Annotated in this window: 19 protein-coding genes; 7 read left to right on the top strand and 12 right to left on the bottom strand. The window is 37.8% G+C overall.

What is annotated here, in order from left to right; translation table 11 throughout:
- The first annotated feature begins 68 nt into the window (after positions 1–68).
- Positions 69–1,856 carry a helix-turn-helix domain-containing protein gene (locus ACNA6I_RS23310; protein WP_416314274.1) on the top strand — a complete coding sequence of 596 codons (1,788 nt, stop codon included), beginning with the start codon at positions 69–71 and terminating at the stop codon, positions 1,854–1,856.
- A 98-nt stretch (positions 1,857–1,954) separates the two neighbouring features.
- Here the strand turns inward: ACNA6I_RS23310 and ACNA6I_RS23305 are convergent, their stop codons facing one another.
- The 9 genes from ACNA6I_RS23305 to ACNA6I_RS23265 all read right to left on the bottom strand — a co-directional run bounded on the left by ACNA6I_RS23305 (position 1,955) and on the right by ACNA6I_RS23265 (position 9,424).
- The gene (locus ACNA6I_RS23305; protein WP_416314273.1) at positions 1,955–3,148 is read right to left on the bottom strand and encodes an ABC transporter permease; all 1,194 of its coding nucleotides are present in this window, start codon (positions 3,146–3,148) and stop codon (positions 1,955–1,957) included.
- 16 nt (positions 3,149–3,164) lie between these two features.
- Positions 3,165–3,830 (bottom strand): ABC transporter ATP-binding protein, encoded by a 666-nt coding sequence (locus tag ACNA6I_RS23300; RefSeq protein ID WP_416314272.1) that lies wholly within the window; start codon positions 3,828–3,830, stop codon positions 3,165–3,167.
- A complete protein-coding gene (locus ACNA6I_RS23295) occupies positions 3,823–4,947 on the bottom strand; it encodes an efflux RND transporter periplasmic adaptor subunit (protein ID WP_416314271.1) in 1,125 nt (374 codons plus the stop codon). Before ACNA6I_RS23295 ends, ACNA6I_RS23300 begins: the two co-directional genes overlap by 8 nt.
- A gap of 49 nt (positions 4,948–4,996) precedes the next feature.
- On the bottom strand, positions 4,997–5,668 hold the full coding sequence (locus tag ACNA6I_RS23290) for a YIP1 family protein (RefSeq protein ID WP_416314270.1): 672 nt from the start codon (positions 5,666–5,668) through the stop codon (positions 4,997–4,999).
- 212 nt (positions 5,669–5,880) lie between these two features.
- Positions 5,881–6,420, bottom strand: coding sequence for a stage II sporulation protein M (locus tag ACNA6I_RS23285; RefSeq protein ID WP_416314269.1), 540 nt, complete (start codon positions 6,418–6,420; stop codon positions 5,881–5,883).
- A 57-nt stretch (positions 6,421–6,477) separates the two neighbouring features.
- The gene (locus ACNA6I_RS23280; RefSeq protein WP_416314268.1) at positions 6,478–6,705 is read right to left on the bottom strand and encodes a hypothetical protein; all 228 of its coding nucleotides are present in this window, start codon (positions 6,703–6,705) and stop codon (positions 6,478–6,480) included.
- A gap of 15 nt (positions 6,706–6,720) precedes the next feature.
- Positions 6,721–7,449 (bottom strand): ABC transporter ATP-binding protein, encoded by a 729-nt coding sequence (locus ACNA6I_RS23275; protein ID WP_416314267.1) that lies wholly within the window; start codon positions 7,447–7,449, stop codon positions 6,721–6,723.
- 24 nt (positions 7,450–7,473) lie between these two features.
- Positions 7,474–9,156 carry a hypothetical protein gene (locus ACNA6I_RS23270; RefSeq protein ID WP_416314266.1) on the bottom strand — a complete coding sequence of 561 codons (1,683 nt, stop codon included), beginning with the start codon at positions 9,154–9,156 and terminating at the stop codon, positions 7,474–7,476.
- 55 nt (positions 9,157–9,211) lie between these two features.
- A complete protein-coding gene (locus ACNA6I_RS23265) occupies positions 9,212–9,424 on the bottom strand; it encodes a hypothetical protein (protein WP_416314265.1) in 213 nt (70 codons plus the stop codon).
- A gap of 265 nt (positions 9,425–9,689) precedes the next feature.
- On the opposite strand from ACNA6I_RS23265, the gene ACNA6I_RS23260 reads away from it, so the two are divergent.
- Complete coding sequence (locus ACNA6I_RS23260) at positions 9,690–10,958, top strand: helix-turn-helix domain-containing protein (protein WP_416314264.1); 1,269 nt, start codon at positions 9,690–9,692, stop codon at positions 10,956–10,958.
- A gap of 31 nt (positions 10,959–10,989) precedes the next feature.
- The gene (locus ACNA6I_RS23255; RefSeq protein ID WP_416314263.1) at positions 10,990–11,157 is read left to right on the top strand and encodes a hypothetical protein; all 168 of its coding nucleotides are present in this window, start codon (positions 10,990–10,992) and stop codon (positions 11,155–11,157) included.
- Positions 11,158–11,187: 30 nt separating this feature from the next.
- Here the strand turns inward: ACNA6I_RS23255 and ACNA6I_RS23250 are convergent, their stop codons facing one another.
- From ACNA6I_RS23250 to ACNA6I_RS23240, 3 genes are all read right to left on the bottom strand, one after another.
- Positions 11,188–11,466 carry a hypothetical protein gene (locus ACNA6I_RS23250; RefSeq protein ID WP_416314262.1) on the bottom strand — a complete coding sequence of 93 codons (279 nt, stop codon included), beginning with the start codon at positions 11,464–11,466 and terminating at the stop codon, positions 11,188–11,190.
- Between the two features lie 59 nt (positions 11,467–11,525).
- A complete protein-coding gene (locus ACNA6I_RS23245) occupies positions 11,526–11,828 on the bottom strand; it encodes a PadR family transcriptional regulator (protein ID WP_416314261.1) in 303 nt (100 codons plus the stop codon).
- 241 nt (positions 11,829–12,069) lie between these two features.
- Positions 12,070–12,630 (bottom strand): hypothetical protein, encoded by a 561-nt coding sequence (locus ACNA6I_RS23240; protein ID WP_416314260.1) that lies wholly within the window; start codon positions 12,628–12,630, stop codon positions 12,070–12,072.
- A gap of 223 nt (positions 12,631–12,853) precedes the next feature.
- Here ACNA6I_RS23240 and ACNA6I_RS23235 point away from each other — a divergent pair, with 223 nt between their 5' ends.
- The 4 genes from ACNA6I_RS23235 to ACNA6I_RS23220 all read left to right on the top strand — a co-directional run bounded on the left by ACNA6I_RS23235 (position 12,854) and on the right by ACNA6I_RS23220 (position 15,396).
- Positions 12,854–13,636: a ParA family protein gene (locus tag ACNA6I_RS23235; RefSeq protein ID WP_416314259.1), complete on the top strand. Its 783-nt coding sequence runs from the start codon at positions 12,854–12,856 to the stop codon at positions 13,634–13,636.
- A complete protein-coding gene (locus ACNA6I_RS23230) occupies positions 13,620–14,102 on the top strand; it encodes a hypothetical protein (RefSeq protein WP_416314258.1) in 483 nt (160 codons plus the stop codon). The genes ACNA6I_RS23235 and ACNA6I_RS23230 overlap by 17 nt, the downstream gene beginning before the upstream one ends.
- A 94-nt stretch (positions 14,103–14,196) precedes the next feature.
- Entirely contained in the window at positions 14,197–14,418 is a 222-nt protein-coding gene (locus ACNA6I_RS23225) for a hypothetical protein (RefSeq protein ID WP_416314257.1), read from the top strand.
- 330 nt (positions 14,419–14,748) lie between these two features.
- On the top strand, positions 14,749–15,396 hold the full coding sequence (locus ACNA6I_RS23220) for a hypothetical protein (protein ID WP_416314256.1): 648 nt from the start codon (positions 14,749–14,751) through the stop codon (positions 15,394–15,396).
- Positions 15,397–15,562: the final 166 nt, after the last annotated feature.

The following is a 15,562-nucleotide window of genomic DNA, read 5'->3' as shown; positions in this document are numbered from 1 at the left end:
CTTTTTATGTGTAACTCGTCTTGCTATAATGAACGTAAGTGGTGCATTTTAAAGAAAGGTTGGTGCAAATGGCGCGTTATGAATTAATTGCAGATAACCACCTTCTGAACTATGAGTTTTTGAAAATAGCCATCTTTGAGGAAACGAAGCCTCTATATGAAGATCGACCTCATGTGGTGCAAGCTTGGGAGACTGAAGCCTACCTGGTAAGGCCATATGAAGCACAGCAAAACATGCCACCTGAAGGTGCCGTAGCAAGCTACCGTGCTCTTTTCTCCTTCTTTACCCGAACAGTGTTTCTGGACAGACCGATCACCAAGCAGATGATCAGGGAAGCTGTGGCACTTTATAAGAACTTGATACGGACCTTGCTTGCGGATCACCTGATTCAAGAGTTTCCGACCGACGGTCTCAAACATAGCATTAATCAGGAACAGATAGATGTTGCCCTGCAACAAGAATACATATTAGGAAGCTCCGAAATGGAATATCATCTTATGCGTGACATCGTCACAAAGAAGGATCACTTCAAAGAAAACGAAACCGGAAACCTGACAACGGAGATCTTGGACAACCGTGGGATGCTAAAAGGCTTGGCCGAGCTGCGTCCACAGGATGCCCTGACCCAACACGGGGGATCCGATCAGCAGACCATGTGGCTTGAAATGATAGGATCGACCCTCAACTCCCTGGACGAGATGACGGCCGACCTTTTTGACCTGATAACCTATCTATGGATGGTCTCTCCGAAGAATGAGGATGGATATATTGAGTTTCACAGCAATGACGCCCTCAGGCTGCGTAAACTGAAGAAACGATCATCGTATGGAAAGGAAATGGATTTCAGGGAAGAGGACCGGTTCAATGTCATGAAGCGTGTGGCAGCTCTATCAAGCATTTGGGTATCCATGGGGGACCAAAAAGTGCAGGTCTTGAACACCGAAGACATGGAAGACAGTGAACTGTATAACTTTAAAGACTTTCAGCGCATGTTCGAAGTTGGAAAAATCCGTGTGGCCTACGATAAGAAATCAGGCGAAGCCAAAGGGATTTATGCCATACAGGTAAAGCCTGCAGCGATCCTGAGGCCCTACATAGATGGAACGAATCGTTCTATCGGTACCCTGGACCTAAAGGTCTTCCAGTACAGTCATTACACACAGAGGGAGCACAAGCGCCTTACACGGTATTTGAACCTTCAGTGGAAGATCCGGACCATCAAAGGCACTCTCACGCAAGCGTTCAAGATTTCAACCTTGCTGAAAGCAATGGACGTTTCAAACCGGTATACGCAAGGGAGACTACGAGATAAATTTGAAAAAGTATTGGATGACCTGCAGCAGGACGGAGTCATTCGCCAGTGGGAGTACACGGAACCTCTTGAAGAAGAGAGAATTGGCAAAAGAGGATGGGTTAAGAACTACTGGATGAAGCTCAGCGTCCGCATTCATCCGAATGAAGTCCTAATTGAAGAAAATCAAAAAAATCTATTGGGAGCTTCTACTCAAATTAACTCTAAAAACTTGATTCTGAATCAGTTTTTAACTGATCACCGAGAAACACCACAGGAAGTGGCTGCATCAATGGAGGAGCATCTTCCTGTTGTTAATAGCTATCAACAACAATCGTTTGACCTTTCAACAGGAGCAGAACAGACTTCCCAGGATATAACTCTTTCTCCTGAGGTGCTAAAAGACCAAATAGACTTAATGGGAATGAGTATTCGACAGGTTGCTTCTGACATGGGGATGTCTCACTCCACTTTGTCGAGATACCTTCGGAAAGAAAGTAAAAGGCAAAATAAAAATAATGACAAAAAAATGCTCAATTGGCTTCAACATCACTCTGATCAATAATTTTTTTGAATTAAAAATACCGCCCAAACACTTAAAAATGTTAGGCGGTATTTTATTTAAGTCTTGTTTGTCTTACAGTACCTCAAATAGTTTTATCTCTACTCATATCTCAACGAATCTATAGGATCAAGTTTTGCAGCTTTTTTAGCAGGTAATAAACCAAAAATTGTTCCAATAAGGGCTGAGAACAGCACCCCGATGGTGATTATCTCCCATGAGATTAAAGATGGCCAACCAGCAATTTTGGAAACAGCAAAAGAGGTTACTACCCCGAACATTACTCCGATAATGCCTCCTGTCAATGTAAGGACGATGGCTTCTATTAAGAATTGGGATAATATTTGTTTATTCGTTGCTCCCAACGCTTTCCTAATACCAATCTCCCTCGTTCTTTCTGTTACGGAGACCAACATAATATTCATCACTCCTACGCCGCCCACAAAAAGAGATATTCCGGCTATTGAACCAATGATTATAGTCATGATGTTTGTAACTTTTCCTATACCTTCGGCCATCTCTTCAATGTTAATCACTTCATATGAATCCCCAGTATTGTGCATACTATTCAACATCTCTGTTGCTCTTTTCCCCACATCATTCATATCATTGATGTCTTCTACCTGTAAAGTTAACTGGTTAAAATTCTTTTGACCAAAAACAGCGTTTACTGTACTTGAAGGCAAGTAAACCTCCAAAGAATTAAATGAAAAAAGGCCCTCAGGTTTTTCGGCCACACCTGTTATTTTAATCGGTTGTCCTTTTATCCAAAGCACTTCTCCCAGAGGATTCGTCATGTTTTTCTCCTGCATTTTTTCAAAGAGAGCATAACTTATTATGCCTGTATTTCTACCACCGAGAAAATCTTGAGTAGAGAACTCTACACCTTTATGTAAACCAAGTTTATTCACTTTAAAATAGGTATCAGTGACTCCTAAAACACTTAATTGATAACTTTCGTCCATAAATGTAGATGTAGAAAACATCGAGCTTGAGGCAACGATATTCTGTACTCCTGATATTTCTTTAAGCGCATTAACATCTTGTTGCGTGAAATCGCCATCATTCGCCTGCTGTTCATCAAACTCTTCCTCTTCCAAATTATAAAAAACCTCTATGGTATTACCAGGTCCAGCAATAACTCCTTTTAATAAAGCTTCTCCCCCGTTACCGATGGCAACGACTATAATTACGGAAGCCACCCCAATTACTATACCTATAATAGTAAGAACTGATCTCATTTTATGCACCAAGATTGAGGAGATAGCCATTTTTAACTGTTCCGACACTTTCAAGTTTCCCACCACACTATTACTCGTTAATTATGGTACCATCATGAACGTGTATGACTTTATTTGCATAATCTGCAACTTCTTGTTCATGGGTTATGACTACAATGGTCTTTCCTTCTTGATTTAATAATGAAAATTGTTGCATAATAATCTCACTTGATTTTGAATCAAGTGATCCTGTGGGCTCATCAGCTAGAATAATTTTAGGATTATTCACTATAGCCCTCGCAATAGCGACTCTTTGCTTCTGTCCTCCAGAGAGTTCATTCGGAAAGTGATTCATTCGATCTGAGAGTCCTACTTTTTTCAGAACTTCCCTTGATCTTTCATCCCTTACGTTTTTCTTCTTACCGGAATATATAAGAGGCAACTCTACATTTTTAATAGCAGAAAGCCTTGGCAGAAGGTGAAATTGTTGAAACACAAATCCGATTGATTCATTACGAATAAACGCAATTTCATGCTCTGCAAGATTTAATACCTCTTTTGAGTCCAAGAGATATTCACCAGAGGATGGTTTATCAAGACAGCCCAGGATATTCATCAGAGTCGACTTCCCTGACCCTGATGATCCCATAATTGCAACAAAATCGCCTTCTTCAATTCTAAGATTAATATCATTCAAGATGTTTAAGTCTTCATTTCCTATACTGAAAGACTTAGATACATTCTTAAGCTCAATCATTAATTGTCACTTCCACTCCTTCGTCGATATCTTTTGAAGGGCTATCAACAACTGCATCCCCTTTTTTAATTCCTTCTTTAACAACAACAAAGTCACCGTGTGTGGAACCCACCTCAATTACTTTTTTCAACACTTTATTATCTTCAATGGTAAAGACGTAATAATTACCCTCATCATCACTTTTTACCGCAGCCATAGGGAGCGTTGGTACGGTAGACTTATCAGTTTCAATTTCTACAATCATTCTGAATCCAGGTCTGGCCGGTAAATCTGATCCATTCACCTCAATTGTGATTGGGTACCGAACCTGGGGGTTTTCCGAGTCACTGATTTCACTAGTCGCTTGAGGTAATGCATCTATTTTACTAACTGTTCCAGTCCAACTTTGATCCGGCATAGCATCAGAACTTATCTGTACTTCTTGCCCTTCTTTAACTTTTAAGGAATCAAATTCAGAAATAGTGCCTTTGACCATGAGCTTGCTTTTATTAGCAATATGAATCAAGGGTGTGTTTACATTCTCATTTAGACCTGGAGCTTTACCAATAGCCATAACAGTACCCTGCATGTCGCTTGACACTAAAAGAGTTTCCTTCTTTTTTACAATACTTTCCTTCTCCAACAAATAGCGTCTGGCCTCAATATTCGCTAACTTCAACTCATGGTTAAGTTGCTTCAATTCTTGACTGAACTGTGAATTAGCTTCTTTTTCTCCAAATTCTTTCTTTACATCCTGAGCTTTTTTTTCTAATTCGTCGATCTGGTTTTGTATTTTGTTTATAGTGAGGTAACTTGACTCAACTGACAGGGCATTTCCATCCGACTCTAATTCTATTGTTTCACCGTCGTATTGGAACAGTGCATCGCCTTTTTCAACATTGTCCCCTTCTTTCACATGCACCTCAGTGACCTCACCAAGTTCAGGGTTACTATAATAATACTTTTCCTCTTCGTACCCTAAGGTACCAGAAATTGTAGTCATCTCTTTTACTTCTCTTTCCTTAAGCTTTATAACGTTTACCGAGGTTTCTTTACTTTTAGAATTCACAACATTTATACATATTGTTGTTAAAAGAAGACATGCCACTCCTATAATGATATAAAGTTTTTTGCTCATGCTGCTCATACATCCTTTCAAAACTAATGGTTCAATGGTGGCTTAAAAATTAAGCCAACCCTTGCATGTCTCCAGAGAATAGATATCCTGCGACCACTATTAGTACTAATAAAACAACAGATATTACCCAGCTTAATGTTTTTGAGAAGTTGGCCACATAATAAAGTCCCAAGCCGGTAACAACAGTCTGCCAGATTGTGAAAATCTCTAATTTCTCAAATGACGAGTTATTAACTAGTGCAGATAAGCTGGTGATGGTCTTAATTCCTTCAATGTTCAAAGTATGAAGCAATAAACTATTTAATAGGAGTCCAATGACACCTATGATCATGACATATGTATTTAAGGAAAATATTTGCCTGAAAGTAACTGATTTTTTGAATATTTTAGCAATTATATAAAAAAAACAGCTACTGGCTAAGATATTGAAGAGTGGAGTTGTGAGTCCTGAAAGTGCGGCTGAGCCGATAACGATTGACTTAAAAAGGAGAGAATTGCTCTCGACATCTGGAATATCTTCAAGAAGCGTACTCATATCATAGTTAAGCGCCATCGTTGCTACACCAAATGTGTACAGAACTGTAACAATAAAGAGGGCAAACATAATATTGGGGGTCTCTTTAATCCGGTTCATCTGTTCAACAGGGCTCCAGATCATTTTTATTAAAGAAGGTTTACCAGTTTGGTTGGGTGCATTTGTAAGAATTGGTTGAGCTTGCATGAAATTATACTTCCCTTCTATTTGTGTTATATAAATGAGTCAAAAATCGATTTGATCGATATTCCGTAATCCCTCATAACAAAGATGTCAGCTATTAGTGTGGCTACAGCAATTGCGATGAATATTTTCTTCCGTGTTACAAAGTACAAAAAGATCCATGTTGCGACTACTATGAGAGAGCCTATAAGCCAAAGAAAATCCAACAAATTACCTCACTCCTTCGTGAATGGATGAAACACTGTAGTGATATTTGCTTCTACAAATGCAGCTGTAACAAATAAGACCAAGACTAAAATTAACAACTTCCCTACATTCATAAGCTCATGCTTTAGGTTTATTGATTTTCCTCGAATAAATAGAAACAGGATTTTTAATGAATAGAAGCCTATTGTCGATGACAGCATGAGAGCTGGGATTTCTAATATTCCATGTGGAATTAACAATAAGATAATTTGCACTGTTGATAAATGGTCTGTACTAGCAAGTATGCTTCCACCAATGGCTACTCCATTAATAAGTAGTGCTGCTACCGTTGAAACACCTAAAGATACAAATCCAAGAATGAAAGGGACAGAAGCCTTAATATTATTTTGGAAAATATCCATAGTTGTGTGATCTGTAGCTGAAAAAAATGACCCTTCTAATCGGCTTTCTAAATAAAACCCGAAAAACAAAGATAAGGTGAATATTACTGTTGAGACCAAAAGTAAGTACTTTATATCGTGAAAGAACACTTTTACTGTGTTTGGCATTTTCATCCCTCATTAAAATATGAGAAGTGGGTATAAACCCACTCCTCACATAGTTTTTTACCAGGAAGCAGTGGCAAACAAGCCAATTTTTTTGACTTTGTTTTTCAAATACCACGCGCCTAGATAATAGACTGTACCCAGTCCGCCGACACCACTAAATACTAAAGCAACTGCCCCAGCCACAGAATGTCCACCTATCAATAATTTCAGAAAGCTAACCCATGCAGATGTCGATCCACCGAGCATACCAGCCAATTCCAATGTGTACGCTAGCAATAATTCCATTTATCTCACCTCCTTTCAAGCCTCTTTTTTTATAAGATCATAAAAAATTTCTTCAAGATCTTCTTTGTTATCATGAGATAACGAACGAATTTGATCTAAGTTACCAGTTGCCCGTACTTCACCTTGGCTTAAAATAATGAACTTATCACATAGTTTTTCAACCAACTCCAATATGTGGCTACTAAACAGGATTGAATTCCCTTTTTTTATATAATCCGAAAAATATTTTTTTATTACTCTGGAACTTTCGGGGTCTAATCCGTTGAATGGCTCGTCTAGAATAAGTAGTTTTGGCCTGTGTATCAAAGCACCAATTAGAGAGATCTTTTGCTTCATTCCTTTTGAGTAGGTCCTAATAAAGTTGTCCAATTTTTCTGCCATGAAAAATTTCTTTGCTAAAAACTCCAAATCGGTTTCCACCTGTTTCTTGTTAACTTGCCACAGGCTTGCCATGAAGGTAACATACTCTCTTCCTGTTAAGTTGTCATATAAAAATAAGGAGTCTGGTATATAAGCGATTTGTTGCAAGAACTCTTTCTTATTATTACGTTGTATTGTATTGTTGAACCTTATCTCGCCTTCTGTAGGTTTTAATAAGCCTACAATCATATTTAATAAGGTAGTCTTTCCAGCTCCATTTGGCCCAATAATGCCTGTAATTTCTCCAGGATTCACCGAAATCGTGACTCCTTTAACAACTTGGTTATTTTCGTACTTCTTTGATATATTTTCTAGAATCAACATTGCTGTCACTTCACCCTCGCTATATTAACTTGCCGAGTACTCTTCAACTTTATAGACCGTGAGATAAAACATTAGGAGGCCAAAAAGAACGGAAGCACCAGAAATCAGGAATACACTTACATTTAAAGAAGATCCAAGGTAAAAAACTGAAGCTATAAGAGAAAGATAAAATGTGGATACTCCTGTTGAAAGCATTTTTGACTTCAGTGTAGGCAGCTGAGTGATATCTTCGGCGTAGAAATCTGGATATACAATACTTGAAAACAAACAGGTCATACCATATGCAACCGTGGAGCTTACTAAAAGAAGAAGAACAAAAATTACATTGACCTGGAATAATAAATTTGTAACGAAGACAAACAAAATCCAAAACGGTACACTAATCGCGAGTAGAGAGTAGAACTTTGATAAGACCAGATCACTGCTTTTAATCGGCGCCAACTTCAATAGGTTGAAATTGTTTCCTTCCGCATCAAAACCATATTTATCAAGCATGCTGTTGGCAATGATCGAGTTCCCAAACAAGGCAAGTAAAATACCTACATACTCGTCATAGCCAGAAAACCCTAGATTTTTAGAGGCAAAGTAATACCCTACAACTAATGTTGAATACCCCACCATAATGGTGAAAATTGAAGCGAACCAATATACCTTGTTTTCTCTGATCAGCAATCTAAAGTCTTTTAAGAAGATAATGTTTTTAAAATCAGTGAAATCTAAAAAGCTTTTACTGTTCTTTAAAGTCTCTTTAGAGATAGATCCTGTAGAGTGGCTCATTTCAAAGAACGTTTCAAGCGCACCTGTCTTACTAAGACTGTTACTTAAGTTCTTAAACCAGAAAAACACAAGTACGGTCGAGAAAATAAGGACAAGAATTCCTATAATCGTCATAACAGTAATTTCGTTACTTAACAAAGTGCTTAACTGACTGGTTAACCATGCTATAGGAAGAAATATGTTCGATATTTCCAATCCTTCAATGTAGAAAAGTGGAAACACAATAGTTATTTTCTCTATTAAATCAGTAATATATGATGGAAAGTACTCAATCAAAGGTTTTAATGCTATTAAAATCAGTGAAATAATCAGGTAATACATTAAAATATTAAATAAGGAAAACGGAGCTAAGCTTTTCCTGCTTGCTTTTTGTTTGATAATGAAGATAATGAAAATGAACCTAATCAGCACAGAGCACAAAAACAAGCAAATCAACATAGCTACCAGAAAGGCAGTGTTTAATACTGACAAACTCAGCTTAAAATGAAGATTTAGAATAATGGGTATAATTACGAAAAGAGCTATTACTGATTTGGTTATGTAAGGCTCAATCAACTTCACCAATAGGAATTGCTTCGTATCTACTGGACTTGTTAACATAAGCTTGTATTCACTTGTCGTTGAAAATTTATGATATTGATTAATTAAATTATCTGTGGAAAGTAAAAGCATGCTAATGAGTAAGATCAATGTATACCAGTTTATCGAACCATAATCCGCAATAACTTCTCCCACATTCCCTGTGAGTAAAAAAATGGCGATCGATGATGCTCCAAGCGATAGTACCCCTACAATCAATGATAGGAATATTGCCACTGCCGATAGGAAGATAAGTTCTTTTTTATCCGTTTTCGCTTCTTTGTGTAAATAGAGAAATTTATTTGTATTTATTCTAATTCTGTTTTTTATTAATACCAGAAAGTAATCCATGTCTTCCTCCCAAAATAATCAGGAAGCCTAATCAGCTTCCTGATTATCTCTCTAATTACCAGGCTGCAGTTGCTCTTAAGCCAAGATCAATGACCTTCTTCTTAATTGCAAACATGTACACACCAACAATGGAACCTACCCCTGAAACAATTGTTAGAATTGAAGCAAGAGTCATCCCAGCACTTACTGCTTTGGCAATTAGATAAGCTTTAGAATATGTAATTCCAAGTTTAGCCGCCAAGTCCGCTACTTCCATAACTTCAAACATTCGGATACACCTCCTCTTTTACAATTAAGGCAATAAAATTAAATTGATGTAAAAATTACCATTTCTTTGCCTCTGATACGATGGTAACACATCTTTCGACATGTGGTTATTGGGAAAATCGGTGAATTTTCACCGTATAACTCATATGTAACCGAGTGCATTTTCTCAAATTTTCAAAAATTAATAAAAAATCTCATTTACTACCTAATTACAGTTTTGGTATAGTCTAGATATCCTGAGTCTTTTATAACGGGGAGGTGTATAAGTGATACAGCTTAAAGGTAGTGAAGCCATCAACTATGGGAAACTTATTTATCACAATAGGGTGCAGCTGAACATGACTCAGGAAGAGTTATCACGAGGGATTTGCTCAATTTCCTATCTAAGCAAGTTAGAAAATTTAAAAGTTGAGTCATCGAATGAGGAAGTCCTTGAACTATTGCTTGAGCGCTTAAATATTGACCTTAGTCAATTATCTTCAGGAGAAGAAACAGAGCGTGACCTGATTACGTGGTACAAAAGTATACAGATTAGAGACATGATCAGTGCCAAAAAACACTATTCAAAACTTAAATCATTTTTTGACAGCAACGTCTTTATGCCTGAACTAACTTATTGGTTCGAGATCATCTGTCTGCGCTATTTTGCACTCTTAAATGATCATACTGAAATGGAAACGAAGCTAAAGAAACTTTCTAAACTAAAGAAAAACTTTAATATTAAACAACAAATTTACCTAAACTACTTCACAGGAATCTATTACTGCAAAAAGAAAAATTTCGAACTGGGGCTGCAGTATCTAAATCAGACCGAAAAGCAGTTTAAAGAAGAAAACTTAAGAGATCAAGAAATCGACTTTCATCTGGCATTGACTTATAGTCACTTAAACAAGGTACCTTTAGCTATTTATCACACCCGTATAGCTCTGGAGATTTTTAATGAAAAATCTTTATTTCATCGAAGTATCGACTGCCAAATGTTAATTGGAATTAACATGGGAAGAGTCGGGAAATTTGAAGAGGCAGAGAACCAATATCTAAATATAATTGGTCTTGCAAACCAGTTAAACGATGCTGAAATTCTAGGCATGGTCTATACTAACCTGGGATGTCTGTACCAGCAATCAAAGCTGTATTCAAAATCCATCAACTCTTTCCTAGAAAGTCTAACCTATAAAAAAGAGCACACCATTAACTACGGTAACTCGATTTATGGGTTAGTTGAATCTCATTTGTTGAATAACGACATTAAACAAGGGTTAGTTTGGATAGAGAAGGGTTTAAAAAAGATTTCCTCATGTGATATAACAACGAAAATTAAATTGACTAAATTGAAAATGGAGATAAAAAACCAGTTAGATTTAGCCACTTACCTTGAAGACATAGCAATTCCGTACTTCTTAGAAACTGCAGATTATGTCAATCTATGTGAAAGCTATGAACAACTTGCTGACCATTTTTCTCAGATGTTTCAATATAAAAAATCCAGTCACTTTTATTGTCTATCCAATACAATCAGAAAAACACACCTGTAATTAAAATCAAATAAAGTTTAGGAGCTTACATATGAAAAAAATTATTAATACCTCTTTTATTGCATTTAGTCTGTTCATCAGTTCAAGTATTTTATCATCAGGTTTTGAAGAAAAGCAGACCAAGAAAAAAGAAGGTGTAAGAACACAGTTTCATTTCGAGATCGATCCATTAGCCGGTGAAGATCATCCAGAATATTAAAAAAACCACTCTTTTGAGTGGTTTTTTTAATTAACTTTTGAGAAGCTTCTCAAACTCTTCTCTTTTCCTTTCATCTTCTTTCATATCTTTCACAATGTTCTCCTTCATCAAGAATTCTCTTACAACAGGATCATCATGAAACTTGCTATAATAGACGCCATTGTCTGCTAGTTCTTTAAACCAATTTTCTTTTTTTAGCTTATTTATATTCTTTTTGTATTTAATATCATCTAAGTCAATTGCCCCCAAGAACAAGATACCTAACAAAACGCTTGCAATTGTTCCAAAAAAAACCTTTAATCCTCTCACTAAAAACCCTCCTAAGACTAAAAATTCAGATATATACCTACCCAGTTGTTTGTTTATACTTATTCTCTTACAATCACCTTAACCGCATTACTTAGTGCACTCCACTCAATTGAGAAATCATTAAGCGCTTCCACTCCTTCCGCAGTTAAGCTCAAATACTTTCGGTCTGGACCGACAGTTGATTTCCGATTCTCGCTAATAACTAACCCTTCTTTCTGAAGCCTAAGTATTAGTGGATATATTGATCCTTCACTGGTGTGGGTTAATCCCTTTTGATGTAGTTTCACGGTCAATTCATAAGCATAAGTAGGTGAATCATTAATAATTGCTAAAATGCAGCCCTCCAGTATTCCTTTTAACATCTGAGTTCTTATCGAGCCCATAGGATTATTTTACCTTTCTTTTTCTTTTTATATTGCTAAAGGATCGAGCAAGATGTCAAGTTTTTTCAGAATTAATTGTCTTTGTAGGGTATAGTATTCAGCTAAATTACTTATCGAGAAGTCAAACAATATATATAAAAATCCAATCAAAAATACCCTTAGGACAGTATTATCTGTCCTAAGGGTATTTAGGTAAGTTCTATATCTTTCCTCAAAAGAATTATCTCATGTACCCTTCAATAAATTTACTCCATGCCATTGTTTTATTGTAAGCATCCTTATAAAATCCATCTGTTGACTGAGATCCTCGCCCATCTGAAAAAGTCTTAATGTCTACAGCAAAAGGTTCTTGTTCAGCAATATCATAATAAATCTTTAGAGTCACTTCGTGAATTAGATGATTACTTTTCTTTCTAGCTGTCACCCCACCAACAATAGCCCCTAATCCTCCTAGTAGTACTCCTCCAACCACTGCCCGACCAGCAGCACTTGATAAGGAGGTCCTATGTTCTGTTTCGTCATCTATATTCACTTCACAACAAATTATACAGTTTCGATTGGCGCCTATGTATTTCTGTCCTTTCTCTTTATACAACCATAGTCTGTCCGAACTTTGATCGTAGATCAGGTGAGTACCATCCAAAAAACGTTCAGCCCTACTTACCCTTATGCCATGTTCCCCAAGGAAACTATCTAAATTTTCAGATTTACCTTGCTGATTGGAGAGAAAAACGGCAAAAATAAAAAATACTACAAGAAATAAAAGAATAAAAAGTACCATTAAACTACCACCTTATAAAAATTCTTAACAGTAATATATCGGCCTAATCTATATAAAGTTTAGTGTGGTGAGTAACTGAAAGTTGTCGTAAGTAATACCCATTAGCCCTTTGACTAAATAAATGATTAATTATAATATTATATTAACGTTTACGTATACAAAAACACATACGTAAATACATACATAAACAATTACCACAATACTTCACTATGAGGTGTATAAAATGGCAAAGACAATCACATTTGGTATTCAAAAAGGCGGGTCTTCTAAGACCACCACTTCGGGGATCATTTCATATCTGCTTGCACGTGATGGCTATAAGGTCCTTGCCGTGGACATGGACAGCCAAGGGAACCTCACAGATCTCCTCACGCAAAAGGACCTAACATTCTTTGAAGGGAAAACCATCCTGGATGCGTTTAAGGAAGATGACGCTAGGAAGTACATCTATAACGTTTCTGAGAACTTGGACTTGCTTCCTGCGGATGACTTCCTGGCAACATTGGCGAAGTTCATTTACAGGGAGTACGAACGCAAGCAAAAGATGGACGGGAATTTTCTCCTGAGGGAAACCCTCAAACAAGTCAAAGATGAGTATGATTTCATTATTGTGGATACTCCCCCATCCTTGGCAGAGCCAATGATCAACGCCATTTGCGCAAGCGATGAGGTCGTCGTGCTATGCGAAAGCTCAAAATGGGCTTTCACCGCAATCGAACGCTTCTTGGAAACGGCGATCCACGCACAAATGAACTACAACCCGGATCTTCGTATTACGGGAATCCTTCGCAATCTGATTGACTCGCGTCGGACCGACTCTAAAGCGTTTGCCGACCTTATCGAATCTCAATACAGTGACTTGGTGTTTTCTCACTTGGTGAAACGGAAAGCCTCCACCGGTCGAATCTCGTTGAACGGATTCAATAATAATCCTGAATTAGACGCTGCACTTGAAGAGTACCTACCATTCTATGAGGAGCTGAAGCAACGTGTCGGAATCAATTAAACTGACATTAACAGAAATTAAAAACATGGACCCTGCAGACCGGTCCATTCTTACTGAAAAGGACTACAAGCACCTAAACAGTGTAGAACGCACACAGGCCAAATTATTGATACAACAAGCCCAAAAAGCACCGAACGCTCGAAATGACTTGATGAACGGAAACAAAAACGAAAACAATAACACAAACGTAAACGAAAGTGTCAATGAAAGTAAAAACGAAACCGTTGATAGTAAATCTACACATGATACGGATTTTGGAGCCCTAGCCAAAAAGCTTAAAAAATCAAGCGCTACTAAGCGCAAGCCGAAGTTTGATGAAACGCATTCCCGTGATAGCGTCTGGATTCGGAATGATCTGAAGAAAGTATTGAAAGACGTATGTACGGAAAAAGGGGATAAGACCCGGATCATTAATGAGGCTTTGGAGGATTACTTTAGAAAATTAGCGAGTGAATTGGACCAGTAATGGGAGATCTCCACGACATCTAAGGTATTTATGGAGATATTCGTATATACAAGAGTTTAGCCGCGTTGACTTTTATTCGAAGGAGGGCCATAACGTGAGTGAAGAAATATTGGAGAAGATGAAGGAAATGGATACGAGGATGAATGAAAGCCATAACCTCATGATGGAGAAGATCGGTTCCATCCAAGACCACGTTGATGAAATTGGCCAGACTCTAGGAATCACTGAGAAGCAGACGGAAAGTATCCAAGGTAATTTTGAAAAGACAGAAACAGTCATCCAGCAAATTAAAAAGATAAATTCCTCTACTCAATAATCTTGGGATTGTTAAGTGCCAAACACAAAATAGCCCTGGGACACTACGAAGTGTCCCAGGGCTATCCGTATACTTATGTAGTCTTTTTACTTGCCTTGGGATACCTGTATCGATCTTTCTTGTTCTTCATCTTCTTAGAATAGGCAGCGAGCTTTTCCTTCGTCATGGCCATACGATCCGTCTCCCTTGCGAAAGAGTAATAGTACAGTTATGTCCAAGTTTGCGAAATTTTATACATACATGTCCCCCGTCCCCCATATACATTCAATAATCCAAGGACACAAGGACAGTGTCCTAAGCATAATGCAAGCAAATGGAGGGGTATAGGGAATGGAAATGGTGGGGAAGAAGAGGAAAGTGAGAGCCGATAAAAAGAAGGATTGTAAGCCTTCGATTCCCGTTCACTTAAAAGAAACGATTTACAGGTTGTCCTATATCACCAATACTCCGGTCAAAGATGTCGGGGTGGAATTATGTAAACGGGGTATTCTTTCCCGTAAAGTAATGGAGCACTTGATTGGGCACCTCAAACGATCGATCCGGTTTAAAAATAGCCTGCTGATGGGGGATCTTGATAACCCGGATCACCCATTTACTATTAGAGGGAAAGAGAAGAAAGAACGGATCACCCTGAAGTTCGAACAGGGAGAAGACAACACCTTTGAGAATATCAGCACCCTCGCGTACGGTCTTGCCGTGACGCCAAGTATGGCCACAGCTATTTTGTTAGAGGCCAGCATGACCGAGGCTGACCTGGTCAATGCGTTTGTGGAAGACTATATCGGATCCCAGCTGAATCAGGGAAGGGTGAAGGAACTGAAGAAGATCCTTCACTACATAAATGAGAACAACCCTTACGGAGAAGAGTTCTCATGGGCCGAGTTCTTCGATATGATCTTTGATGAAATCAAGATTAAAGTCGGTAGCACAAACATTAAACGATCGCTGAATCGCTGGATAGATAACAATCTAAAGTGAAAACAAAAACACTTACGTAAACGTAAGTGTTTTTGTTTTTATTTTCATTCAGAACAGACTATTTTCACGATAACGTCTCCATGTTACACCCTTCTGTAAGTCCGCAATACTCGACACACCCCCCCCACCTTCCTGCCTGATCTGATATTGAACGAATTTCACATTC

It is taken from the genome of Rossellomorea sp. FS2 (assembly GCF_047915635.1).
Lineage (GTDB): Bacteria > Bacillota > Bacilli > Bacillales > Bacillaceae_B > Rossellomorea > Rossellomorea marisflavi_A.
The sequence above is the reverse complement of the archived record's forward strand: the minus strand, read 5'-3'. Positions and strand labels throughout refer to the sequence as shown.

Coding starts and splice junctions, on each gene's coding strand:
- ACNA6I_RS23310 (WP_416314274.1), top strand. CDS start 69: ATGGCGCGTTATGAATTAATTGCAGATAACCACCTTCTGAACTATGAG.
- ACNA6I_RS23300 (WP_416314272.1), bottom strand. CDS start 3,830: ATGATTGAGCTTAAGAATGTATCTAAGTCTTTCAGTATAGGAAATGAA.
- ACNA6I_RS23295 (WP_416314271.1), bottom strand. CDS start 4,947: ATGAGCAAAAAACTTTATATCATTATAGGAGTGGCATGTCTTCTTTTA.
- ACNA6I_RS23290 (WP_416314270.1), bottom strand. CDS start 5,668: ATGCAAGCTCAACCAATTCTTACAAATGCACCCAACCAAACTGGTAAA.
- ACNA6I_RS23285 (WP_416314269.1), bottom strand. CDS start 6,420: ATGCCAAACACAGTAAAAGTGTTCTTTCACGATATAAAGTACTTACTT.
- ACNA6I_RS23280 (WP_416314268.1), bottom strand. CDS start 6,705: ATGGAATTATTGCTAGCGTACACATTGGAATTGGCTGGTATGCTCGGT.
- ACNA6I_RS23275 (WP_416314267.1), bottom strand. CDS start 7,449: ATGTTGATTCTAGAAAATATATCAAAGAAGTACGAAAATAACCAAGTT.
- ACNA6I_RS23270 (WP_416314266.1), bottom strand. CDS start 9,156: ATGGATTACTTTCTGGTATTAATAAAAAACAGAATTAGAATAAATACA.
- ACNA6I_RS23265 (WP_416314265.1), bottom strand. CDS start 9,424: ATGTTTGAAGTTATGGAAGTAGCGGACTTGGCGGCTAAACTTGGAATT.
- ACNA6I_RS23255 (WP_416314263.1), top strand. CDS start 10,990: ATGAAAAAAATTATTAATACCTCTTTTATTGCATTTAGTCTGTTCATC.
- ACNA6I_RS23245 (WP_416314261.1), bottom strand. CDS start 11,828: ATGTTAAAAGGAATACTGGAGGGCTGCATTTTAGCAATTATTAATGAT.
- ACNA6I_RS23240 (WP_416314260.1), bottom strand. CDS start 12,630: ATGGTACTTTTTATTCTTTTATTTCTTGTAGTATTTTTTATTTTTGCC.
- ACNA6I_RS23235 (WP_416314259.1), top strand. CDS start 12,854: ATGGCAAAGACAATCACATTTGGTATTCAAAAAGGCGGGTCTTCTAAG.
- ACNA6I_RS23220 (WP_416314256.1), top strand. CDS start 14,749: ATGGAAATGGTGGGGAAGAAGAGGAAAGTGAGAGCCGATAAAAAGAAG.